This is a genomic window from Catellatospora bangladeshensis (assembly GCF_016862575.1).
Taxonomy (GTDB): Bacteria; Actinomycetota; Actinomycetes; order Mycobacteriales; family Micromonosporaceae; genus Catellatospora; species Catellatospora bangladeshensis.
On the sequence record NZ_BONF01000028.1, the window covers coordinates 88226 to 110294 of the forward strand.

Below are 22069 nucleotides of genomic sequence, written 5' to 3' on the forward strand. Positions count from 1 at the left end.
GGGTCGTTAAGTTGGCGCGCATGTCCGAACCGATCGAGCCGCCCTGGAGCGCCGAGCAGATCCAGGCGCTGGCTCCTGACGCGTCCTCGCTGAAATCGGCCGTCAAGCTCGCCGGAGCGTCCGGCTGGAGCAGCACCGGCACCGGCGGCACCCCGACCGGCCTGTGGGGCCTGTGCCAGGGCAGCGGCAGCACGCCGTACCAGATCTGCGTCGACCTGACCGAACCCGCCTACAAGTGCTCCTGCCCGAGCCGCAAGTTCCCCTGCAAGCACGCGCTGGCGCTGCTGCTGCGCTGGTCGGCCGGGAAGGTCGACGCCGCCGCGCCGCCGCAGTGGATGACCGAGTGGACCACCTCGCGCGGGGCGCGGGCGCAGAAGAAGGCCGAGGCCGCCACCGCGCCGCGCACCGAGGCGCAGGAGAAGGCCGCCGCGAAGCGGGCCGCCAAACGCGCCGAGTCGGTCGCCGGTGGCGTCGCCGAGCTGCGGGTATGGCTTTCCGACCAGGTCCGGCACGGCATCGCCGGGCTCGACCAGGCCGGCTACCGCCCGTTCGAGCAGGTGGCCGCGCGGCTGGTCGACGCGCAGGCGCCCGGCCTGGCCGCCGCGGTGCGCCGCCTCGCGCCCCTGCCCAGCTCGGGCTCCGGCTGGGAGCAGCGGCTGCTCGCCGAGCTGGGCCTGCTGCACCTGCTGGCCGGGGCCGCCGCCGACGCGGACGCGCTGCCGGAGGACCTCGCGGTCACCGTGCGCTCCCGGGCCGGGCAGCAGGTCAGCGCCGACCAGGTGCTGGCCGGGCCCCGAGTGCGCGACCGGTGGCAGGTCGTCGGGACGCGCGACGAGCTGGACGACAAGCTCAACAGCCGCCGGGTGTGGCTGCGCGGCCGCGACACCGGCCGTGCCGCGCTCGTGCTGTCGTTCGCCGCGCAGGGCCAGGCGCTGCCCGTCGACCTGGTCCTCGGCACCGAACTCGACGCGGAGCTGACCTTCTATCCCGGGGTCGCGCCGCTGCGGGCGCTGATCGCCGAGCGGCACGGCGCCCCGAGCACCTGCCCCGCCCCTGGCCCGGCGCAGACCGTGGCGCAGGCCCTCGACGAGATCTGCACCGCGCTGGCCGCCGACCCGTGGCTGTTCAGCTGGCCGCTGCTGCTGACCGGCGCGTTCGCCCCCGGGCAGCCGTGGCACCTGGTCGACGCCGACGGCGACGCCCTGCCGCTGGACCCGTCGTTCGGCGAGCCGTGGCGCCTGGCCGCCGTCGCGGGCGGCGAGCCGATCACCCTGGCCGCCGAGTGGGGCCCGTCCGGCCTGCGTCCCCTGACCGTGTACGCCGCCGGAGAGGTGGTCCGGGCATGACCGGCGAGGTGTGGAACGACCTGCTGTCCAGCGCCCTCGTCGGCACGGACCGGCGCAAGGCGGTGCTGCCCGCCGTGGACGGCGCGCTCAAGGCGGTGCTGCCCGTCGGCGAGCTGGACCCCGAATCGCTGCTCGCGGCCGCCGCCGTGGTGACCGTGGCGCGCCGTGCCGGGCAGCAGGCCGCCCGCGTCGCCGCGCCGGTGCCCGCACCCGCGGAGACGATGCCGCTCGCGCCCGCCGGTGCGCAGGACCGGCTCGGCCGGCTGCTGTCCGGGCTGGACGGCGACCTCGACCGGGCGACCAGCCGGGAGCTGGCCGGGGAGTGGCTGCGCCTGGCCGCCGACCGTGGCCTGCGCGCCGCGCCGCAGCTGCTGGTGACGCTGCTGGAGCTGGGCTGTGCCGAGTCGTCGCTGCGGCCGCTGATCCGCGCGGCCGGCGGCGAAAGGCTGACCTGGCTGTGCGTGGAGGGGCCGGGCCGCTGGGCGTGGGCCGCCGAGAGCGACGCCGACCCGGACCCGGCCGACTGGGACACCGGCCGCGTCGCCGAACGGGCCGCGTACCTCGCCCACCTGCGCGAGCGGGACCCGGCGGCGGGCCGTGAGCTGCTGCTGGCGACCTGGCCGCAGGAGAAGGCCGCTGATCTGGCCGTGCTCGTCGACGCGTGCGAGGCGGGGCTCGGCCCCGAGGACGAGGCGTGGCTGGAGAAGGCCCTCGACGGGCGCAGCGGGCAGGTCCGGGAGGCGGCCGTGCGGCTGCTCGCGGCGCTGCCCGGCTCGGCATACCGGCAGCGGATGAAGGAGCGGGCGCTGGCCGGCGTCACCGCACCCGCGCGCGGGCGGCTGGAGGTGCACCTACCCACCGCGTTCGACGCGGGGATGCGCCGCGACGGCGTCGTGGAGAAGACCCTCGCCGGGGTCGGCGAGCGCTCGCACTGGCTGCGGCAGTGCATCGCGGCCGCCCCGCTGGACTGCTGGTCGGCGTACGGCGACTCGCCGGAGGCGTTCCTGACGCGGCAGGCGCGCCAGGCCGACGACGACTGGGGCAACCCGCTGCGCCACGGCCTGGCCCGCGCCGCGATCGAGCAGCGCGACGTCCGCTGGGCGCGCGCCCTGATCAGGGACGGCTTCCTCGCCGACAGCAGCGACATGTACGCCGACATGGCCGCGGTGCTGCCCGCGGACGAGCTGACCGAGCTGGTGGCGGGCCGGATCGCGCGGGAGGGCGGCGCGTCGGCGCGGCTGCTCGAAGCGCTGCCGCAGCCCTGGCCCGCGCCGGTGTGCGAGGCGGTGCTGGGGGCCCTCGGCAATCAGGAGCGCCGCCGTTCCGGCTGGTGGCAGCTGCTGCGGCAGGGCGAGTCGGGCTTCGGCCCGCAGTACGCGCCGCGGGTGCGGGCGCTGCACGACGCGCTGCCGCCCACGGACCAGCAGATGCTGTCCCGCTTCATGATCATTTTGCAGATCCGACACGACATCCACCGGGAGTTCGCATGACCGCCACCCTCGACGCCGCCACCCCCGTGCTGCGGCCGCACGCCGAGCAGCTGTACGCCGCCGAGCTGGCGCAGCTGGCCGAGGCCGACGACCGGCCCCGCCCGCCGGGCTGGAAGCTGTCCCCGCAGGCCGTGGTGACGTACCTGCTCGGCGACGGCAAGGACATCAGCGCCAAGTACATCGGCCCGCGCCGGCTGATGGAGGTCGCCGTGGCGACGCTGGCCACCGACCGGGCGCTGCTGCTGCTCGGCGTGCCCGGCACCGCCAAGACGTGGGTGTCCGAGCACCTCGCCGCGGCGGTCAGCGGCGACTCGACGCTGCTGGTCCAGGGCACCGCGGGCACCCCCGAGGAGGCCATGCGCTATGGCTGGAACTACGCCCGGCTGCTCGCCGAGGGCCCGACCGCGGGCGCCGTGGTGGCCAGCCCGGTGATGCGGGCCATGCGCACCGGCGCGATCGCCCGTATCGAGGAGCTGACCCGGGTCCCCTCCGACGTGCAGGACACCCTGCTGACGATCCTGTCGGAGAAGACCCTGCCGGTGCCGGAGCTGGGCGAGGAGGTGCAGGCGGTCAAGGGCTTCAACGTCATCGCCACCGCCAACGACCGCGACCGCGGCGTGAACGAGCTGTCCAGCGCGCTGCGGCGCCGCTTCAACACCGTCGTGCTGCCCGTGCCCGGGACCGTGGACGAGGAGGTCGACATCGTGTCGCAGCGGGTCGCCTCGCTCGGCCGGGCGCTGGAGCTGCCCGAGGTGCCCGATGCGATCAGCGAGATCCGCCGCGTGGTGACCGTGTTCCGGGAGCTGCGCGAGGGCGTGACCGCCGACGGGCGTACCAAGCTGAAGAGCCCCAGCGGCACCCTGTCCACCGCCGAGGCGATCTCGGTGATGACCAGCGGCATGGCCCTCGCCTCGCACTTCGGCGACGGCACCGTCCGCGCCGCCGACGTCGCCGCGGGCATCCGCGGCGCGGTGGTCCGCGACCCCGTGTCCGACGCCGTCATCTGGCGGGAGTACCTGGAGACCGTGGCGCGCGAGCGCGACGGCTGGAAGGACTTCTACCGCGCCGCCCGGGAGGCGGAGTGAGCTCCGACCGCGTCCACGTCCTGGGCGTACGCCACCACGGCCCGGGTTCGGCCCGGGCCCTGGTGCGGGCCCTGGACGAGCTGCGCCCGGACCTGATCCTGGTCGAGGGCCCGCCGGAGGCGGACGGCCTGGTGGCGCTCGCCGCGCACGAGGACCTGGAGCCGCCGGTCGCACTGCTGGCGTACCCGACGGCGGCGACAGCGGGCAAGGGCGGGGTGAAGGGACGGGCGGCGTTCTGGCCGTTCGCGGTGTTCTCGCCGGAGTGGCAGGCGCTGCGCTGGGCCGTCGAGCACGAGGTGCCGCTGCGCTTCTGCGACCTGCCCGCCGGCCACCGCTTCGCCGCCCAGGCAGCCGAGGACGCCGGGGCGGGCGGCACGGAGCCGGACGGACCGCTCGCCGACGCCGTGCCGAGTCCCGACGCATCCGTGCCTGACGCCTCCACGCCAGCCGTAGGTGCCGGATCGGCTGAGGCTCCGGCGACGGCATCGGCCGCCGGAGCTACGACGGTGCCCAAGACGGCTGGCGAGCCCGCTGGCGCGGACGAGGCCGATCCCGCCGAGGGTGAGGACGCGCTGCGGGTGGACCCGATCGCGGGGCTGGCCCACGCTGCCGGGTACGACGACCCGGAGCGCTGGTGGGAGGACGTGATCGAGCACCGGCGCGACGTGCCGCCGTTCGCGGCAGTGGCCGAGGCGATGGCCGCCGTGCGCGAGTCCGCGCCGGTCATCGGCGAGGATCTGGTCCGCGAGGCGTACATGCGCCAGGTCCTGCGTGCCGCCCTGAAAGAGGGACACCAGCGCATCGCCGTGGTCTGCGGCGCCTGGCACGTGCCCGCCCTCACCGGCGAGCTGCCCCCGGCCAAGGCCGACGCCGCGCTGCTCAAGGGCCTGCCCGCGGTGCCGACGACGGTCACCTGGGTGCCCTGGACGCACGGGCGGCTGGCCTCCTGGAGCGGCTACGGCGCGGGCGTCACCGCGCCCGGCTGGTACCACCACCTGTTCACCGCCGAGGACCAGCCGGTCGAGCGCTGGCTGGTCGGCGTCGCCGGGGTGCTGCGCGGCGAGGACCTGAACGTGTCCAGCGCCCACGTCATCGAGTCGGTCCGGCTGGCCGACACCCTCGCCGTGCTGCGCGGCCGCCCGCTGCCCGGCCTGGCCGAGGTCACCGAGGCGACCCGGGCCGTGCTGTGCGACGGCGACGACACCCGGCTGGAGCTGGTGCAGCGCAAGGTCGTGGTGGGGGAGCGGCTCGGCCGTGTCCCCGCCGACGCCCCGGCCGTGCCGCTGGCCCGCGACCTGGCCGCGACCGCCAAGCGCCTCAAACTGGCCCAGCAGGCGCTGATCACCGACCACGACCTCGACCTGCGCAAGCCGAACGACCTGGAGCGAAGCAGGCTGCTGCACCGGCTGCGGCTGCTCGGCGTCGGCTGGGGCACCCCTGCCCAGCGCAAGGCGGGCAAGGGCACCTTCTGGGAGTCGTGGCGCCTGCAGTGGCACCCCGAGTACGCCGTCGACCTCATCGAGGCCAGCGCGTACGGCGTCACCGTCGAGCAGGCCGCCACCGCCAAGACCGTCGAGTCGGCTGCCGGGGCCGAGCTGCCCGTGCTGACCGGCCTGCTGGAGGCGTGCCTGCTCGCCGACCTGCCCGGCGCGCAGCCCCGGGTGCTCCAGGAGCTGAACGACCGGGCCGCCGTCGACACCGACGTGGCCCAGCTGATGGCGGCCGTGCCCGCGCTGGCCCGCTCGCTGCGCTACGGCGACGTCCGCGCCACCAGCACCGACGCGCTGGCCGAGGTGCTGACCGGCCTGGTCACCCGGATCCGGCTGGGCCTGCCCGGCGCGCTCACCGGCCTGGACGACGACGCGGCCCGCGCCCTGCGCGAGCACCTCGACGGCACGCACGAGGCGCTGAACCTGCTCGCCGACCGGCTGCCGCTGCGCGAGGAGTGGCTGGCGGCGCTGGCGCGGCTGGTGGACCGGCCGGACCTGCCCGGCCTGCTCGCCGGGCGGCTGCTGCGGCTGCTGCGCGACGCGGGCAGCTTCGACGCCGATGCGGTCGAGCTGCGCCTGTCCCGGGCGCTGACCGTGGGCGTGCCGCCGACGACCGCGGCCGGCTACGTCGAGGGCTTCATCGCCGGCGGCGGGCTGCTGCTGGTGCACGACGAGGCGCTGCTATCGCTGGTGGACCGGTGGCTGACCGGGCTCGCCCCGGACACGTTCACGGCCGTGCTGCCGCTGCTGCGGCGTACCTTCGCCGCCTTCGCCGCCCCCGAACGCCGCGCCGTCGGCGAAAAGGTCCGCCATCTGGGCTCCGGCGGCACCCGCCGCTCGGGATCCGATCTGGACGAACTCGAACTCGACGAGGCCCGCGTGGCGCGGGTCCTGCCGACGCTGGAGCTGCTGCTGGCGGCGGGAAGGGGTACGCGGTGAGCGACGAGGAGCGGCTGCGCCGCTGGCGCCTGGTGCTCGGCGGCGAAGGTGCCGAGGGCACCGGCACGACCCTGACCGGCACGGATGCGGGCATGGACGCGGCCCTGGCCGCGCTCTACCGCGACGGCGACGGAGACGGCGGCTCGTCGCGCAGCGCGGGCCTGGGCGGCTCCGCGCCGAAGGTGGCCCGCTGGCTCGGCGACATCCGGGAGTACTTCCCCTCCACCGTGGTGCAGGTGATGCAGGCCGACGCGATCGAGCGGCTCAACCTGACCCGGCTGCTGGTCGAGCCGGAGATGCTGGAGGCCGTCGAGCCGGACGTGCACCTGGTCGGCACGCTGCTGTCGCTGAACAAGGTGATGCCGGACAAGGCCCGCGCCACCGCCCGCATGGTCGTCGCGAAGGTCGTGGCCGAGCTGGAGCGCCGCGTCGCCCAGCGCACCCGGGCCGCGATCACCGGCGCGGTCAACCGGGCCGCGCGCATCACCCGCCCGCGCCACCGCGACATCGACTGGAACCGGACCATCCGCGCCAACCTCAAGCACTACCAGGCCGAACACCGCACGGTGGTGCCGGAGCGGCTGATCGGCTACGGCCGGTCGACGAAGTCGGTGCAGCGCGACGTCGTGCTGTGCGTGGACCAGTCCGGCTCGATGGCCGCGTCGGTGGTCTACTCCGGAGTCTTCGGCGCGGTGCTCGCATCGATGAAGTCGCTGCGCACGTCGCTGGTCGTGTTCGACACCGCCGTGGTGGACCTGACCGACCAGCTGCAGGACCCGGTCGAGGTGCTGTTCGGCACGCAGCTCGGCGGCGGCACCGACATCAACCGCGCCATCGCCTACTGCCAGGGCCTGATCACCAGGCCCCGGGACAGCATCTTCATCCTCATCTCCGACCTCTATGAAGGAGGGGTACGCCAGGAGATGCTGCGCCGGGTCGCCACCATGACCGCGGCCGGGGTGCAGGTGATCGTCCTGCTCGCACTGTCCGATGAAGGACAGCCGTCGTACGACCACGCCAACGCCGCCGCGCTGGCCGCGATGGGGGTGCCGTCGTTCGCGTGTACGCCGGACGCGTTCCCGGACCTGATGGCCGCTGCGATCGAACGGCGCGATCTGCGCGCCTTCGTCGAGAAGATCGGCCGCTGAGCGGCGGATCAGGGGAAAGTCACGGATCCGGCCGCGCTGACCTGGGGAGGTTGACGGGCGCGGCCGGATCACTCTGATCACACCGCGCACGGGGCGTCCGGTCAAGTCCTCCGGACGTACGGGCCCGGCTGTCCGGAGCGCGGCCCGCCGGGCCGTTTCGGCGCTGTGTGCCGTCTGTTACGGCGTCAGTGCGTGCTGACGTAATCCCAGGCCTGGCTCACCACGTCGATGCCGAAACTGAAGCGCAGCGTGGTGTAGAGCACGGCTGCCACGAACGCCAGCCCTACCAGGCCGATCAGCAGGCGCACCGGCAGCGGCTGGCGCTTCACCCACTCCGTCCAGCCGTGCACCTTGTCCTTGGTGAACTGCAGCAGGTGCCTGGCCCACACGAACTCGATCGCCCAGATCGCCAGACCGCCGATCACGATCAGCCAGCCAGGCCCCGGCAGCGGGATGAGCAGCACCCCGATCGCGATCACCACGGCGCCCAGCACACCGATGATCACTTTGAGCACGGCTGCCCCGGTCGGGTTAGCCCGAACGGTCTGATGTGCAATGCGCGCCCGGTCCCGCCACGTGCTGGAGCGCTGCGGAAAGTCCGGTTTGTCGCTCATCTCCCCAACCTCGGTCGCCTTGTCGCCGGGCCCTCAAAATCGCCCGTCACCAACCCCGATGACTGGACGTTACCGGAGTGTGTCGACGGTCCTGGCCGGCATCACGAACGACACATTCGGGCAGAAGCACGGCATGTTACTCCCGTAGGTGAGTCCGTGCCCGCGTTTTGCTCGATCTTCCCGCTATCGGGTGAGATCGAACGATGACGGAGCGTATAGGGGAGGGTCACCTTGAGTATGGGAGGGGCGGGGCGGGCAAGCGCCGCCGCAGTGCCGGGGGGAGTACGTCCATGAGTGCTATCCGTCCTACGACCGTCGAGGTCGAGACATCGTTGCGGCTGGTCGCGCCCGACGCGACCTCGCTTCCGGTGCGGGCGAGTCTTCGCTACGACCCGGTCGACCCGTACGCGGTGCATGTGCTCTTCCACGCCGAATCCGCCGGCGGCGAGGCGGTGAGCTGGTCGTTCGCCCGCGAACTGCTGGTCACCGGACTCGACGAGCCGGCCGGCATCGGCGACGTGCGGGTCTGGCCCTGGGCCACCCCGCGTGGCGACTTCGTCGCGCTCGCCCTGTCGTCGCCTGACGGCAACGCGCTCTTCGAGGTCCCGCGGAGCGTCCTGGTGCGCTTCCTGCGCCGCACCTACGTCGTGGTGCCCCGCGGTCGGGAGACCGACCACCTCGACGTCGACGCGGCGGTCAACCGGCTGCTGGCCGGTCGCTGATCGACCACTGCCCAGCGACGGTCAGTAGGAAGATCAACCCCTAGCCAGACGAAACCCCGACCGGAGTCCCCGGTCAGCACACCGACGAGGTGCTCGAGGCGGAGCACCTCGTCTCGTGCGTCCGCGGCCCGGCTCGCGCTGCCGGGCCCCCGCCATGATCGCTACTTCGTGTCAGAACCTCGGGTCTGGCCGCACCTTCCGACACGAAACCGCGATCTTCGCGGGCTTGAGCACGGCGGGCGCCACGCCGGAGGGGTACCGAGATGCGCGGGGCGCCGGACGTGCTGTAGAGTTCCATCTCGTTGCGGGCGATTGGCGCAGCGGGAGCGCGCTTCCTTCACACGGAAGAGGTCACTGGTTCGATCCCAGTATCGCCCACAAATATATGCAGGTCAGACACCGTATGAAGGGAAACCTTCATACGGTGTCATCGATTTCATGGGACTATTCTGCTCCATTTGTAATGACTCACAAGTCACATGGCCGTTACTGGCCTCCGGTGTCCGCCCAGGTTGCGAGGCCTTCGGCCGGTGGGCGATTGGACCGGTGACCTCTTCCCCTTCATGATCGGCACCTCCTCGGGTGTCCACCAGCGGGCACCGTTGTCCTGCCAGCGCCGCTGCAACGACTCCAGCAGCGCTGGCTGCATCGCGTCGGTGACGTGGGAGTACACGCCGGCGATACCTGGCATGGCGTGGCCGAGCCGCTGGTTCTTGAGCACCTCAGGGATCCGGTCCTCGTCCATCCACGTGCGGTGGGCATGCCGCAGGTCGTGGAACCGCAACCCGGCCAGGATCGGCGCCCAGCCGCGGTCTGCGCGGCCGTCGCAGGCCGGCCGCCAGTAGCGCTGGACGTAGGTCGTGCGCCACATCCAGTCCCCGTCACCGATGCAGAACACCGTGCCGTGCGGATGCGCCGCCAGCAGGATGCCCAAGCCTTCGACGAGGAACGGCGGCAGTGCGATCTGGCGCACCGACGCCGCTGTCTTCGGGTCGCCCAGCCACCTGTCGCCGCCCTCCTCGTGCAACGCGCCGACCTTGGGCACGACGTCGACGACGCCGGTATCCAGGTGCACGTTGCGCCGGTCTAGGCCGAGCAGCTCGCCGATCCTCGCCCCGGTGTAGGCCGCTGTCATGACGAGGGTCCGGGTGATCAGGTCGGGCATCCGGCAGGCGATCTGCCACACCTGCTCGGGCGTGGCCACTGGCCGTGGGACGGTGATGCCGTCGCGCAGTCGGAGCCTGCCGGTGGGGTCGAAGTACAGGTAGTGCTCCTCGATCGCCTCCCGAAGCACGAGCCCGAGCAGCGTCACGACCGACCGGACGCTGACCGGCGCGAGCCGGGCCCGCAGGTCCAGGGCGAAGGCTTTGACGTCGTTGCGGCTGATCTCGTCCAGGTGCCGATCGCCGAAGCGCGGCAGGATGTGCACCCGCAGCATCGACTCATACCGGGCCAGGGTCACCGGCCCGGCCGTGTGCGAGGGCAGCCACATGTTTACCCACTGCCGCAGCGTCGGCGCTGGCACGTCAGCCAGGTACCGGCGGATCCCCCGCCGCACTGCGGCCAGCTGCGCCAGCCGCGCGTTCGCCTCGGCCTCGGTCGGGTACGTCGAGTCGGTGACGGTCCGGCCGCGATACCGGCGTCGCACCCGGAAACTGCGTCCTGTGTTCTCCATCCACGCCATGATGATCACCCCCTGATAGCCGTCAAAGCACAGGCGGCAGGCATCGGCCTGGAGGCTAGTGTCTCGGGGGTGGCGCTGGCTTCCGGCGGCCCTTCTGATCACGCTATGGCCCCTGCGGCGTCAGGGATCTTACGAGCTGATTACCGCTGGAGCGTCAGCGCGCTCGGTGAAGCGCGCTGGTCTCGTACACCGATGTCCGTCAAGCAGTCCTTCGACAGACGCTGCCGGCCGTCGTTGACGCCGACGGCTCCCGGCTGCCCCGCGACTACATCCTTTTCGCAGGCACGCCGGTGCTGATCCCGACATCGTGACGTTCCGGTGGAGTGCCGGCTGTTCGTCTTCGACGCCATAGTCCACGCCGCCAGCCGCTACGCGATCAACGGCTGGCTGGACCCGGCTCCCCTCGACGCGTGCCTACACCGCGACGCGGTCTCGACTTCGGCGTAATTCTGCTCGAGGGCTGCGCGGATAGCCGGCCCAGCGCCGTCGTCGACGTCAGCCTGGTCAGCGACATCGACCGCGGCGAGGAGCACTGGGCCGCGGCCGAAGCGAGCATGGCCTGGTTCAGCACGAGCCACGCCGCCGACCCCGGCCGGGTCCTCGACACGGTGCTCCGCGAAGTCGGACCGCATGATCGCCTCGCCGCCCGCGACGAGCCTTCGAGGGTCTTGTCATCGACCGATTCCATCTACCTGCAAAGACGTCCGTCCTACAGGGTGATTCGGCCTCTAGGCTGGGCGCCGAACGGCACAGATGCAGGTGTCCGACTGATCTTCCGACGCACGCGACTGAGCTCACTATGGATTGGTCCGGCGCGTGCGTCTGCGAGGTGTTCGCGCGGGGGCTGGGACGTGGCTCGGGCGGCAGACGATGATGACGTCGGTGATGTTGGGGAGGTCGAGGAGGGCTCTGCGGGTAGTGCCGTGTTCCTGGACGGAGACGGACTCGTCGTAGATGAAGACGGTCATCTTGCGGTACGGACCGTTGCCGGTCAGGTAGGCGACGTAGTCCTCGTAGATCTCCTTCTCGAAGGTCTTGAAGTCGGCGGCTTTGCGGGCGTACTTGACCTCGATGAGCAGGCCGAGGGAAGGGATTCCGAAGTCGGCTCGGTAGGTGCTGTGGCCTCGCTTGCGCAGCGTCTCCTCGTCCACGAGGTCGTCGAAGACGGGCCGGAGCATGATCCAGATGATGTTCTGGACTTCGCGTTCGGAGGTGATAGGCCAGCGGACGGGGTTGTCGAGGTCGTCGCCGTCGTAGCGCCATTGGCGCATGGCGTCTTCGAAGCGGCTGAGCAGGACACCGACGTGGTTGCGGCTGAGGACGAGCTCGTCGACGCTGGCGGTCACGATCTGCGCGGCGGCCTCCATCAGCAGGGCGGCTCGTGGAGCGGATACCTGCCCTGTCTGGCCGAGGGCGATGGTGGTGAGGATCTTCGACTGAAGACGACGCAGGTCGTTGGGGTCCTTCACGGACAGGCTCTTGGCCGAGGAAGCCAGCCAGTGCAGGCCGGCGAGGTCGACGGGGTCGTCGCTGCTGAGGATGTCGGGTTTGAGGACGGGCGCGGTGTCGAGGACCTGGCGGGCGTGCTCCTGGAAGACGCCCAGCAGCAGGTTTGCGGGTTGCAGGCGGGGGTCGTGCAGGACGTCGGCGAGCCAGGCCCGCGCCGGGGGTACGTCCTCGTGGGCCGCGGTGACAGCGAGGGCGAGGCCGACGATCTGGGCAGGGTCGTTGACGAAGGTCACCCCGTCGGTCTGGAAGGGGTTCTTGCGCATGAGCGGCGGGAGGCCAGCGGCCAGGTGCCGGCGGGCGGCCTGTGCGGCGGGGGAGGGGAACGAGGTGAGGCCGTAGCCGAGGACGGCGAGGCCGTGGGCGTGGGCGAGCCGGTGCTCGTTGTCGGCCATCCACTGCTCGCTCATCGGGTCGACGTTCCACGGGACGCTCAGGCGCCGTGCGCCGAGGATGTGGTGAGCGAGTAGTCCGTCGAGGTTGCCCGGCTTGTTTGCCTGCAGGACGAGTTCTTCCAGGCCGGTGAGCTGGGCGGTGAGGAGCGTACCGGTGTCGGCGCGCGTGGCCGGGCTCGCGTCTTCGATCACAGGAACCACCTGCTGGAGCGCAGCTTCGTGGTGATGGCGTCGAGGTTCCAGTACTTCACGTAGCGCAGATGGCCGAGAAGGTCAGCGATCAGGTCGGAGTACATGATCGTCACCGGGATGCGGGACGGGTACATGTTGCGCCAGGACATGAAGGTGAACCGGTAGACCTGCCGGGCCAGGTACTCGATGTCGGTGAAGGTCGACTCGCGGTGGAGCTTGAGCAGCAGGGGCCGGGGCGCGCCGTGCATGGCGCTCTTGAGGTCCATGGGCCCGCCTACGGCGATGAGCATCTCCCGGTGCCCTATCGGCACCGCGTAGCCACGGTCGGGGACATAGTGGCCCTTGGCCGGGCCGCCGCCGGGGCCCCAGCTGTTGGCGACGCCGTTGCTGGCCCGGTCGAACATGACCCAGTCGTGGTCGGTGCTGACATGCAGGAACGCGAACTCGACCTTGGCGTACTCGCGGGTGAGCCGCTCGACGAGGTTCTTTACCGCGACGGCTTCGATGTCCTTGAGCGGTTTGAAGACATGGAATACCAGCCGGAGCTCGTCACCCTTCTGCCAGGCGTTGCGGACCTTGATGTCCTCGATGCACTCGGTCAGCGACTGCAGTAGTTCTTGTGGGTAGTCGGCGTAGTCGGCGTCGCGGGACTTGTTGGACAGCAGGTAGTTGCCGTCGGAGCTGAAGACGGTGGTGATCCCGACGATCCGCTCGACGTCGTCTGAGCCACCGGCCTTGACGTGGGCACTGCCGATGCCGATGACGAGTTCGTGGGCGAGGGCGCGGGGCGCGGCGATCACGAACGGGATACCGCCGAGCTTGGCGTAGCAGGCCAGCGCGATGCTGTTGAGCGGGTAGGCGAGTTTGCTCTGCCGGACCGTCTCGATCCGGACCTCCTGCACGGGCACGCCCTGGCCCATGAAGGTGGACTTGGCCACCAGGTATGGGCTGTCGTTGCCAGCCAGGTGCGTCTGCGCCTCGCTGGTGATCACGATGGCCAGGTCCACGTTGCCGTCTTGCAGGGCGTCTTTGCACGCCCGCCGGTATGCCGCGGCGTCGGTGGGCCCGCCGTCGAAGGCGTGCATGACCCAGTCGCAGCCGGAGAGGTGGTACTTGCGGATGAAGCCCTGGCTGAAGACCTTCTCGCCCTGCACCCCGTAGAGGAACTTGGTCATGAAGTTCTCCACCACGCCCTTGTGGACGCGGGGCGTGACGATGGCGATCTTCGGCTTCTTCTTGGCGAAGAACTCCACGTCGAACGGGCCGTACTGGTCCAGGCCCTTGTCAGGGGACGACGGGTGGTTCTTGTCGCCTGCCTGATCGAACCGGAACGTCGGCGTCTCGTACCGGCTCCAGCTGGCGGTGCGTCCCGTGCTCGACCCGACCGGCACCTCGATGGAGATCGACAGCCCGGTGGCGATCTCGATCGGCTGCTTGGTCAGCCGCTTGCCGATCTCAATCGTCTTGTCGTACCGGCCGAAGGCACCCAGCAGGTCGAAGGTGGCCTTCTCCAGCTCTTTGGCGATCCGTGTCCCGTCGGCGCCCGCCAGGGCGGCGATGACGTCGTTGAAAGCGTCGCGCCGGCTGGCCAGCCACGCCTGATCGGCGCGGACACGGCTCACACCAGGGGCGTCGCGCAGGATCAGGAAGCCGTTCTCGACACGCTCGATCGCACCGGCGTTGCGGCGGGCGGCGAGGGCGTCCAGCTCCGGGTCCAGCTCGATCGTTTCGTCGAGATGCATGACGTCGAAGCCGGTGACCTTGACGCCACGCTGGATCAGGTCGGCGACCGTCATGTCGATCTCGTAACGGGTCTTCACACCGACGATGACCCCAGGGCAGTTCGACGGGCCGGCGACCCGCGCGTCCAGGCGGAACTGCGGGAATACGTGCAGCTTCGCCAGGTCCTCCTGGCGTCGGCCCCGGACCGACGGCTCCAGCAGGTCCCTGCCCTTGAGCCGCGACACGAACTCCGGCGGGTAGCGGCGGCGCAGCTTGTAACCCCAGCCCAGCACCGCCCGGGTGAGGGCCTCCTGGACCAGGCGCATCGTCAGGCTTCGGTGGTCCCGCGTGGCGAACGAGGTCGCCTCGCCATGTATATCGGCCGCGGCGGTGAGGGGGATGCAGGCGATCCCGTCCCTCGTCCTGGTGACCACGTGGGTGCCGACCAGCTTCTGCTGAAGGTCGCGGAGCTGCTCCGACGACTCGAACTCGACCAGCCCGCCGTCAAACCGGTCGGCCGAGAACGCGACCGGCAGGAAGTTGAAGGCCAGCATGGGCGAGGTGGACCGGCGGTACTCGTTCAACGGGGCATCACCCTCTCCCGCGACCTCGGCTGGGACCGCGGGCGACCGGAAGGCCGGTTCGCTCCCCACCGAGCTGACTAACTGAGCATCGTCTCACCGAGCTGCGACAGTTCCCGCAGCCAGCGCTGACAGCAGGCGCCCCGCCGGACCCGCCGCCCTCGACAGGCGGGTCTGGCGTGCATCGGCGACCTCGGACTAAGCCGCTGGCCGCCGGTGATCGCGGTACCGGAAGGCGTTGCCGAGCTGCGACTTCCACCAGCTGACGAGGTCCGAGTCGGAGCGCTCGGTCACCAGGTCCGCGCCAGCGGTGGCCGTGTCGGCCAACTCGACCTCCGCCAGCGGCATGTCGCCGAGCATCAGGATCTCCGCGTCCACGGTCACCTGCAGGATCTCGCCCGCCTTGGTCGCGGCGGTGTACGGGAACCCTCCGGCGACGTCCCACGCGACCTGCTCGGCGGAGTCGAGGAACGACTGGTTGTGGAAGCCGAGATCGGTCCAGCCCACCAGCAGCGTCGTACCGTCGGCCCGCACCGCCCGCCGGATCTGCCTCCCCCTACCGGTGGGCGCCATGATCGTCCATCGGTCGAGGAGCTGCTCGTTGAACTCGGCCCAGGTCGGCCAGTACGGGTGGCGGCACTCGTACTCGTGCTCGATGAACGCCACCAGGGGGAAGCCCTCGATGTCGCCGTCATCGGCGCGGCGGGTCAGCGAGGGGTCACACCGGTCGAAGAACCGCACCACCGCCATGAGCGTCTCGATCACCAGCCGACCGCCGACCGAGTCCCGGTATCGGTCGTGGGCTCCTGGTGCGGTCTTGTCCTGCGCACCCCCCTTCTGGATCTCGGGGGGCAGGTCACCGTACTCGTGCCACTGCGGGAAGACCCGCCACCCGTCCTTGCCGAACCCGCTGACGAGGCGGGGCGAGCCCATCTCGATCGGCGTGTGGGCGTGGATCTCAGCGTTGCGGACCAGCACGACCCCCCGGACCACCCGGCCGTCCGGATCATCGGTCCACATCTGGACGTAACGTGCGCGATCAGGCCCGCTGAGCAGCTCCACGAAGAGGGTGTCGATCGTCCGGGCGGCGGCCAGCGCGGCGGCGGTGTCGTTGACGACCTGCTCGCAGTCGAGGTGGAAATGGCCTGGGTGCAGCTCGACGTCGCTGCGGACGGTGGCGATCCAGACCCGCTGGACGGCGTCGGTCAACGCGCGGTACTTCTGTCGCAGCTTCTCCCGCGCGGGTCCAGGCGGGATCGGGAAGAGGCCGGGGGTGGTGGCGTCGGGTTGGCCGGAGTTGAGCGGCATCTGCAGGTCTACCTTCGTGACCTCACCCGTGTGAAGGCAAGAATTCCAGCTTACACGTCCAATGTCCTCAGACCCGATGCCGGGGTGGCGAGCACGCCTCGGGCCAGGCCGGGTGGGGATGCCCGGCCCGGAGGGACCGGGCACCCTCTGCTTTAGTCGATCATGAGGTGCATGCCGCCTGCTGTGGTGAAGGGGGACGATCGCGGCGTTCTCCAGCCTTCACCTCGACCCAGCGGCGAGGGCGAGGCCTCCCGCGACGGCGATGTTCTGCGCGGATAGCGCTGCCCAGCGCTGTCGTCGTCGGCATGGTCAGCGGTGCCGACTGCGCCTGGCTGCTGACCCAAGGGCGGGAGATGTTCGAATTCGCTGCCGCCGATCTCGACACTCTCGCGAATCTGCTGGTGGTCCAGCTCGTCGCGGCCGATGGCAGGGGAGGCGGAATGCGAGTCCCTGTACGGCGTGGTCTGGCACGCCTACGAAGCCGCGATGGGAAGCAGCGAACTGCCGTATCTGGTCACCGGCCCCTTGTCCATGTGCCGGGGGGAGTTGATCCATCGCGCATGCCGTGGCGCGAGAGTCAGCCAAAGGTGGTGGGACCTCGGGTAGAAACCTTGTCGCGTGCGGCGAGGCGGTCGCGCGGGAGCACCACGTCGAGGAACCCGGTCGGCGGCGTAGCTGGTGCTGTAACCAGGCCATGTTCGCCTCGACCACGGCCCAGTGCTCCTCGCTGCGGGCGGAGCTGACGGCAGCCGCCGTGATCAGTTTGGGCCTACTGAATCGTTAGCTGACTCCCGTTGGCCCGGCAATGTTGCGGGAGGTTGTGCGTCGATCACATCGAGAGCATCGAACAATCGGTCCGCATAGGTCTGCCCTACTTGATGCACCCACGCCGGCCGTATGAAGAACGTCCAAAGGACGGCTGCGAGGGCGTAAAAGCTAAGTGCAGCTATGGCTTCCGGAGTCGCGCCTCCGCGCCACACCAAGATGCTAATGCCCATAGAAGAAAAGGCGAGAACGATCAATGCGATCGCCTTAAGTGCCAACAGATTTCGAGCGAAGCCATAGTGAATGTTTTCTTCGAAGACGCGGGGAAATTCTGTGGTCGAGTCGCGAACTCGATTGATGAGTTTTCTAACCGCGGCGATATAGGCATCGTCGGCCTTCGTCGGGCTATTGCTTTCTTGCCGCTTCGTCGGGAGCGCGACGCCGGTCAGTTTCTCCAGGGCCTTTCGGCGTTCTTCGAAGACTAACGCGTTGTGTGTCTCTCTGTGTCGAAGCATTCGGGTAGTGGGAAGACCGTCCCACTGTCGGACCAGCTTCGGCTCCAGACGTCTCCCCAGCGATCGAGTGAAGCTCGACAGGAAAAACAAGGTGCCCATCGATGCTGCCATTGGCACCCACGCTAGAGCTGGGCGTAGCTGAATCAAAGCCACACCCATTACACCAACCGGGAGAACCAGCGCCAACAGGCCTGGGTAGACGCGGGCGCGGATGACGTAAACGTCGAAGCCTCCCAGGAGGGAGTTAATCATCATCATCCTCGGCTGAATATTGCAGAGACTGGATAGGTGTCCACCCCGTGCGACTTTTCCAACCATCGCCATAAGAGATGGTATTTCCCTCGGTAGCGATGACGCTACATCCTCTACGCAAAAGTGCATTTACGATCTTCGGGGACGGGTGGTCTTCGTCGACTTTGGCTGAGCTGATTACGGCTGTGTACTTGGCATATGGTGACTCCTTGGGCCCCAGAATTCTGTCGAGAATCGCCGGCCCTAGATTTCGGCGGCTACCGTGATGCGGTACTTGAAACATCGAAATCGGCATGCTCGAAAATGGGCCGACTGTAGCTTCGTATCGTTGCGCCGCATGTTCGAGTGCGGTGATACCGGCGTCTCCGGTAAATAGCATCCGCTTCTGATCGGCCCTTAGTAAAGTAATCACGGAAGAGTTGTTGCGCGCTGAGGTTTGACCCAAGTTGTCTAAGGTTTCGAGTGGTACATGGCTAAGGATCTCTTTGAGTTTCGATTTTGCTCTTTTGAACATCACCTCTGCGGAAGCGATGATGTGGTTGTCGGCGCCAAGTTGTTCGAAAAGTAACTCCTGATAGTACTCAAGTGAAGGACCAAGAATTTCCAGTTGACCGGCAAAACGCGTGAGGCCGGTAAATGGTTCGGTGATATCAGTGCCTTGGGCAATGGCGGTCTTAATTAATCCCAACAATGCTTCAAGGTTACTGAATTCGGAGATATCCTCATGGTGGTTGAACGGCAAGTGAATCATCAGCTCACGAACACGAAGCTCCTCGACGACTCGCGTTAGGCCGTTGAGGTGATCCGCATCTGGATGTGTGCAGATCATCAAGTCCACAACGCTGGTGCGGCAGTGCTCCCTCACGTGATCGATTAGCTGATCGCTCGTGTAGGTCCGTCCCCCATCAATGATCATGACGGCTTGTCTGGCTTCAGATTCAAATGGAAATTCTACAACGATTGCGTCACCGCTCTTTCCCCCGTCTTGCTCTGCGTTCTCGACAGGAAGTAGGTCCACGGCATGCATTCGAACCTCCGGTCTAAGGCGCCTTCGTGTGGCCGTATGAGGCCGATGGCGGACGGTACGCCTACATGCGTGATCGATACAAACTTTGTCGCAAAGTCGACGATCCAGAAGGCCCTCAAAGCGAGGGTTCTTCGTCAATGGGTGACAGCCTGTAAGTGGATCTATGCGCGATCGACGACGGACGATCATTCGGCGGAGAGGTGTGCGGCAAAGGGCTTATGTTCTCACTTCTGTCGGTCCGTGCGGAGGATGGCTGTGGTGCGGTCGTCCCTCCGAGTCGGGAAACCATCAGGCCCGAGCGGGCGGGTCAGAATGTTCGGGAAGCTATCGTGCGCCAGCGGGCGGGCCGGACTCGTCCCTTGGTGGCTGTCGGCACCGTGATTGGGTTCCGCGGCGACCGGGCCGGCGTGGAGCAAAACGTGGAGCAACGGCCCGCGCCGTACTGCACTCAACTGCGCTGAACTGCACAGAACTGCGTTGAACTGCACCGACGTCCCGGCGAAGATCGAACAAAACCGCAGGTCAAGTCCAGTTTGGACGCTTCGTTCACACGGAAGAGGTCACTGGTTCGATCCCAGTATCGCCCACCAAAATATGCAGTTCAGAAGCCGCATGAAGGGAAACCTTCATGCGGCTTCATCAATTTGATGGGACCCTGCTCCATCTGTAATGGCTCAATCATCACATGGTCGTTACGGGCCTGCGGCGTCCGCCCAGGCTACGGCGCCTACGGCCGGTGGGTGACTGGACCGGTGACCTCTTCCCCTTCATGATTGCACCTCCTCGGGCGTCCACCAGCGGGCACCGCTGTCCTGCCAGCGCCGCTGCAACGCCTCCAGCAGTGCTGGCTGCATCGCCTCGGTGACGTGGGAGTACACCCCGGCGATACCCGGCATGGCGTGCCCGAGCCGTTGGTTCTTGAGCGCCTCCGGGTGGTGTCGCTGGGGAGATCATGACCTCTTCCGTAAGTAGGGAAACATCGACGCGATGCAGGCGGCACTCCCGTCACCCCGCGTGCCCCGTCAACGCAGCCAGGTTGGCAGTGGTCACAGCCATCGCGTGTTCACAAGCAGCTCCGGTCACCGGCACCACGTCCTGACCGGAGCCGTCCATCCCGGGCACCCCGCCGGATGGCCCCGCACGGAGGCTGGGGTGCCGACCGTCGTCGGCACCCCAGCCGCACCTGCCTTGCGGTGTCAGACCGGTCCGTGCCTGGCCCCGTGGCGCCGGGTCAGTTCCGGAAGCTCCACTGCTGGTTCGACCCGCCCCAGCAGCTGTACAGTTGGATCTTCGTCCCGTTGCCGGTGCCGCCGGCGTCGAGGCACAGCCCTGACTGCGCGCTGGTGATGGTGCCGTTGTTGACATTCCACTGCTGGTTCGCGCCGCCGTGGCAGTCATAGAGGATCACCGCGGTGCCGTTGCTGGTGCCCCCATTTGAGGCGTCCAGACACTTGCCGTTCACCGTCAGCTGCCTGCTTGAGGTGTGAGTGAACCGCTGGTTCGAGCCACCCCAGCAGTCGTACAACTGGAGCTGGGTGCCGTTGGTGGTGCTCGAGTTCGGGACGTCGAGACACCTGCCGGACTGCTGACCCACAATCATCTGGCTGGTACCGCTCGGCGGTCCAGTGGTGGGTCCAGGATCGGGGTTGGTGCCTTCCCGGACGGTGATGTCGGAGCTTCCCTGGCTCTGGTAGCCCTCGGTCGCCATGACTTGGTAGGCCCAGCTGCTGCCGAGGTTGAGGCCGGCGCGGGCCCAGGCGTCGACGTGGTTGGCGAAGGTGATGGTGCCACTGCTCCGCTTCTGCTGGCGCACGCTCCAGTACTGGTAGAACGTGGCGGTGCCGTCGATCGACGGCTGGTTGACCCGCTGGCTGCGCAGGATGTCGTAGGTGCCGCCGTCGGTGGTGACCGTGCCCAGCCGCTGAGCGCCGCTGCTCGGGTTGTAGCTGCCGAAGTTCTCCACAACGTAGTACTCGATCAGCGAGTTCCGCGTCCACCCGTACAGGGCGAGGTAGGTGTTGTTGTTGCCCGGGTTGTAGGTGCCCGAGTAGCTGACCGTCCGCCGGCTACCGGTGGCCCAACCCTTGCCGCCGACCCAGTTGTTGGTGCTCCTGCTCCAGGAGCTGGAGTAGCGGCCGTTCTCGCGCAGCACCATGCAGGCGTCGCCACTGTCTTTCCAGAACGAGAAGTAGAACCCGTTGTGCGTGCCGGTGGTGTTCGAGCAGACCTGCCGGTCGGCCTCGGCGTAAGCGTTGGTGGCCATCAACGTGCTGGCGACGGCCACCACGACGGCGCAGGCGCCGCCGATGAGCATTCTGAGGCGGCCGCCTCTGCGGCTCTTCCGTTGGATGGGTGCCTCGTGCATGTGCGTGCTTCCTCCTCGTGAAGGCTGGCGAAAAGGTGTGACAGGGTGATGCGACCCGGTAGGACTGTCGGTGGCTGTGGTGTCGGGCCACCGTGCGTGGGCCGTACCACGCGGTGGTGGGGCCGGTCGTCATGCGTTCGACGACCGGAGTGCCGGGCCGCGGTTGGCCCGGACCGGCAGTGATGTCTGTCGATCGCACCAATATGGATCCCACGTTGTCGCACTGTCAACAACTTCCGGAAACATTTCGGAAATCATGTCCGGGTTGGCTGGACCAGCGGGACGTTTCACAGATCGAAGTGGCGTGGGGTCGGTCGTGTTGGGCAGGCGTCGATATGTCGGTATCGAGCCCGAAAAAGTGGGGCGACGCACGGCCTGGGGATTCCGAAAGTTTCGGACTGTTTCGGATCTGCCGTGCCGCGTTGTCGCGGCGCGGCGGCCCGTCCGGCCGGTGACCCTTGCACCGATACGTCGGGCCGGATGGTCCGAAGCGGCGCGCCAGCGGTCACCAGAAGATGTGGGCCACCCCACCGCAGCCCGATCAGGTCCCGTGGACCTGCCGGCCGAGCAGTGCCTCGAGGTGGATGCATGCCTCGGCGGCAGTCCGGTCCGGGTCCATGTGGTCGCCAATGTGTACGCTCGATCGCGGTATGCCGGTTCGGTCAGCACGCGGATGATGAGCTCGGCTACCGCGTCGACCTGCCATCGTGCCGCGGGCAGCCACTCGGCAAGTCCGAGGGCGTGCAGCCGGCGGGCGTTGTCCGGGCGGTCCGCTCCGTGTGCGAGCACCACATGCGGGGTGCCGGACGCGATCGCTGCCGCTCGTCGACCTGCTCGACCAGCTCCGATCGCCAAGACTGCACGCGTGGCAGCCGCCGGGCGGCGGTGCAGCCGGTGCACTCAGCCATGCCGTCATCCACTCC

General features: G+C 68.9%; 15 protein-coding genes and 1 tRNA gene. 7 read left to right on the forward strand and 9 right to left on the reverse strand.

All coding sequences use genetic code 11. The features are described from left to right. Positions 1-20: 20 nt before the first annotated feature. Genes Cba03nite_RS23305 through Cba03nite_RS23325 form a run of 5 tightly spaced genes read left to right on the forward strand, consistent with a single transcriptional unit; the run spans position 21 to position 7498 of the window. Complete coding sequence (locus Cba03nite_RS23305; RefSeq protein ID WP_203750007.1) at positions 21-1346, forward strand: SWIM zinc finger family protein; 1326 nt, start codon at positions 21-23, stop codon at positions 1344-1346. Further along, the gene (locus Cba03nite_RS23310) at positions 1343-2836 is read left to right on the forward strand and encodes a DUF5691 domain-containing protein (protein ID WP_203750008.1); all 1494 of its coding nucleotides are present in this window, start codon (positions 1343-1345) and stop codon (positions 2834-2836) included. The genes Cba03nite_RS23305 and Cba03nite_RS23310 overlap by 4 nt, the downstream gene beginning before the upstream one ends. Next, complete coding sequence (locus tag Cba03nite_RS23315) at positions 2833-3921, forward strand: ATP-binding protein (protein ID WP_203750010.1); 1089 nt, start codon at positions 2833-2835, stop codon at positions 3919-3921. Before Cba03nite_RS23310 ends, Cba03nite_RS23315 begins: the two co-directional genes overlap by 4 nt. Continuing rightward, positions 3918-6350, forward strand: coding sequence for a DUF5682 family protein (locus Cba03nite_RS23320; RefSeq protein WP_203750013.1), 2433 nt, complete (start codon positions 3918-3920; stop codon positions 6348-6350). Before Cba03nite_RS23315 ends, Cba03nite_RS23320 begins: the two co-directional genes overlap by 4 nt. Next, positions 6347-7498: a VWA domain-containing protein gene (locus tag Cba03nite_RS23325; RefSeq protein ID WP_203750015.1), complete on the forward strand. Its 1152-nt coding sequence runs from the start codon at positions 6347-6349 to the stop codon at positions 7496-7498. The genes Cba03nite_RS23320 and Cba03nite_RS23325 overlap by 4 nt, the downstream gene beginning before the upstream one ends. 185 nt (positions 7499-7683) lie before the next feature. Here Cba03nite_RS23325 and Cba03nite_RS23330 read toward each other — a convergent pair whose 3' ends face one another. After that, complete coding sequence (locus Cba03nite_RS23330; RefSeq protein WP_203750018.1) at positions 7684-8112, reverse strand: TIGR02611 family protein; 429 nt, start codon at positions 8110-8112, stop codon at positions 7684-7686. 290 nt (positions 8113-8402) lie between these two features. Between Cba03nite_RS23330 and Cba03nite_RS23335 the strand changes: the two genes are divergently transcribed. Both Cba03nite_RS23335 and Cba03nite_RS23340 read left to right on the forward strand, forming a co-directional pair. After that, on the forward strand, positions 8403-8834 hold the full coding sequence (locus tag Cba03nite_RS23335; protein WP_120318938.1) for an SsgA family sporulation/cell division regulator: 432 nt from the start codon (positions 8403-8405) through the stop codon (positions 8832-8834). A gap of 306 nt (positions 8835-9140) precedes the next feature. Further along, positions 9141-9212: transfer RNA gene (locus tag Cba03nite_RS23340), tRNA-Val, on the forward strand. A gap of 97 nt (positions 9213-9309) precedes the next feature. Here the strand turns inward: Cba03nite_RS23340 and Cba03nite_RS23345 are convergent. From Cba03nite_RS23345 to Cba03nite_RS40660, 8 genes are all read right to left on the reverse strand, one after another. Then, the gene (locus Cba03nite_RS23345) at positions 9310-10509 is read right to left on the reverse strand and encodes a tyrosine-type recombinase/integrase (protein ID WP_203750021.1); all 1200 of its coding nucleotides are present in this window, start codon (positions 10507-10509) and stop codon (positions 9310-9312) included. An 806-nt stretch (positions 10510-11315) separates the two neighbouring features. After that, positions 11316-12611: a PD-(D/E)XK nuclease domain-containing protein gene (locus tag Cba03nite_RS23350; protein ID WP_203750024.1), complete on the reverse strand. Its 1296-nt coding sequence runs from the start codon at positions 12609-12611 to the stop codon at positions 11316-11318. Further along, positions 12608-14917 (reverse strand): Piwi domain-containing protein, encoded by a 2310-nt coding sequence (locus tag Cba03nite_RS23355; protein ID WP_203750027.1) that lies wholly within the window; start codon positions 14915-14917, stop codon positions 12608-12610. Before Cba03nite_RS23355 ends, Cba03nite_RS23350 begins: the two co-directional genes overlap by 4 nt. Before the next feature lie 195 nt (positions 14918-15112). Next, entirely contained in the window at positions 15113-16222 is a 1110-nt protein-coding gene (locus tag Cba03nite_RS23360) for a hypothetical protein (protein WP_203750030.1), read from the reverse strand. Between the two features lie 758 nt (positions 16223-16980). Further along, positions 16981-17760: a hypothetical protein gene (locus Cba03nite_RS23365; RefSeq protein WP_203750033.1), complete on the reverse strand. Its 780-nt coding sequence runs from the start codon at positions 17758-17760 to the stop codon at positions 16981-16983. Continuing rightward, entirely contained in the window at positions 17747-18772 is a 1026-nt protein-coding gene (locus Cba03nite_RS23370) for a ComEC/Rec2 family competence protein (protein WP_203750034.1), read from the reverse strand. The genes Cba03nite_RS23365 and Cba03nite_RS23370 overlap by 14 nt, the downstream gene beginning before the upstream one ends. A gap of 1240 nt (positions 18773-20012) precedes the next feature. Beyond that, positions 20013-21146, reverse strand: a complete 1134-nt coding sequence (locus tag Cba03nite_RS23375) for a glycoside hydrolase family 11 protein (RefSeq protein ID WP_239125965.1) — start codon at positions 21144-21146, stop codon at positions 20013-20015. Between the two features lie 129 nt (positions 21147-21275). Next, the gene (locus Cba03nite_RS40660; protein WP_373315764.1) at positions 21276-22046 is read right to left on the reverse strand and encodes a glycosyltransferase; all 771 of its coding nucleotides are present in this window, start codon (positions 22044-22046) and stop codon (positions 21276-21278) included. Positions 22047-22069: the final 23 nt, after the last annotated feature.

Coding starts and splice junctions, on each gene's coding strand:
- Cba03nite_RS23315 (WP_203750010.1), top strand. CDS start 2,833: ATGACCGCCACCCTCGACGCCGCCACCCCCGTGCTGCGGCCGCACGCC.
- Cba03nite_RS23305 (WP_203750007.1), top strand. CDS start 21: ATGTCCGAACCGATCGAGCCGCCCTGGAGCGCCGAGCAGATCCAGGCG.
- Cba03nite_RS23335 (WP_120318938.1), top strand. CDS start 8,403: ATGAGTGCTATCCGTCCTACGACCGTCGAGGTCGAGACATCGTTGCGG.
- Cba03nite_RS23330 (WP_203750018.1), bottom strand. CDS start 8,112: ATGAGCGACAAACCGGACTTTCCGCAGCGCTCCAGCACGTGGCGGGAC.
- Cba03nite_RS23360 (WP_203750030.1), bottom strand. CDS start 16,222: ATGCCGCTCAACTCCGGCCAACCCGACGCCACCACCCCCGGCCTCTTC.
- Cba03nite_RS23345 (WP_203750021.1), bottom strand. CDS start 10,509: ATGGAGAACACAGGACGCAGTTTCCGGGTGCGACGCCGGTATCGCGGC.
- Cba03nite_RS23375 (WP_239125965.1), bottom strand. CDS start 21,146: ATGCACGAGGCACCCATCCAACGGAAGAGCCGCAGAGGCGGCCGCCTC.
- Cba03nite_RS23310 (WP_203750008.1), top strand. CDS start 1,343: ATGACCGGCGAGGTGTGGAACGACCTGCTGTCCAGCGCCCTCGTCGGC.
- Cba03nite_RS23365 (WP_203750033.1), bottom strand. CDS start 17,760: ATGATGATGATTAACTCCCTCCTGGGAGGCTTCGACGTTTACGTCATC.